Origin of the sequence: Moraxella sp., from assembly GCF_024227015.1 — a bacterium.
Classification (GTDB): domain Bacteria; phylum Pseudomonadota; class Gammaproteobacteria; order Pseudomonadales; family Moraxellaceae; genus Moraxella.
Map to the genome: position 1 here is coordinate 1 of NZ_JAAELD010000147.1, position 904 is coordinate 904.

Annotated in this window: 1 protein-coding gene and 1 pseudogene; both read left to right on the plus strand. The window is 47.0% G+C overall.

The window, feature by feature from the left end; translation table 11 throughout:
• Positions 1–234 (plus strand): annotated as a pseudogene (locus GY683_RS03345) (ABC transporter permease); the annotation flags it as partial.
• A complete protein-coding gene (locus tag GY683_RS03350; RefSeq protein ID WP_297287402.1) occupies positions 231–887 on the plus strand; it encodes an ABC transporter ATP-binding protein in 657 nt (218 codons plus the stop codon). The pseudogene GY683_RS03345 and the gene GY683_RS03350, both read left to right, overlap by 4 nt.
• Positions 888–904 lie beyond the last annotated feature (17 nt).

Consider the following 904-nt stretch of genomic DNA (forward strand, 5'->3'; position numbering starts at 1 on the left):
TATGTTTTGTCTGGAGCGATGTATCCGGTGGCAGCTATACCGATGCCCTATCGAAATGTCTGGCTCGCCAATCCGGTTGTGCATGGAGTCGAGTCGGCACGTCTGGGATTTTTACCGTCGTATCATACTGATTCCAGTATAAGCCTTACCTATTTGTATACATTTGCCATTGGATCTGTTTTTCTAGGACTGCTAATGTATCGACGTTTTGACAAAAAGCTGGTGATGCGATGATCCTCATTGAGAATGTCCATAAACGATACATAACAGAGCATGGTGCTGGAAAGTGGGTGTTGCGTGATATCAACCTAGTGATCCCTTCTCGTCAGAACGTTGGCTTGATAGGCGTTAATGGTGCCGGAAAATCAACGCTGTTGCGAATCATTTGTGGGGCTGATTATCCTACCAGGGGTCGAATCGAACGGCAATGCCGAGTTTCCTGGCCACTTGGGCAAGGGGGATTGGAAGGGACGCTAACCGGGCGGCAAAATGCAAAGTTCGTCTGTCGCGTGCATGGCCACAGAAATGATATCAATGATCGTCTTGATTTTATTAATGACTTTGCTGAGCTAGGCAATGCCTTCGATGATCCGCTGCAAACCTATTCCACCGGAATGCGTTCACGCCTGCAGTTCGCTTTATCCTTAGCCTTTGATTTCGATGTGTTCGTTTCAGATGAAGTTACCGCTGCAGGTGACGCAAATTTTAAAAAAAAAGCCGCCGAAGCGTTCAAGAACAAGGCAAGCCATGCCAGTGTGATCATGGTCGCCCACGACGAACGCGCCCTCAAAGAATTTTGTCAATCAGGTATCTTGATCAGTGATGGTCAGGCTTACTGGTTCGATCATCTTGATGATGCATTGCAGGCATATAAGGATAGACATTGAAATGACCAAGCTCCTCA

Excerpts from the sequence above, each read along its gene's own strand:
- GY683_RS03350 (WP_297287402.1), top strand. The coding sequence starts at position 231 with ATGATCCTCATTGAGAATGTCCATAAACGATACATAACAGAGCATGGT.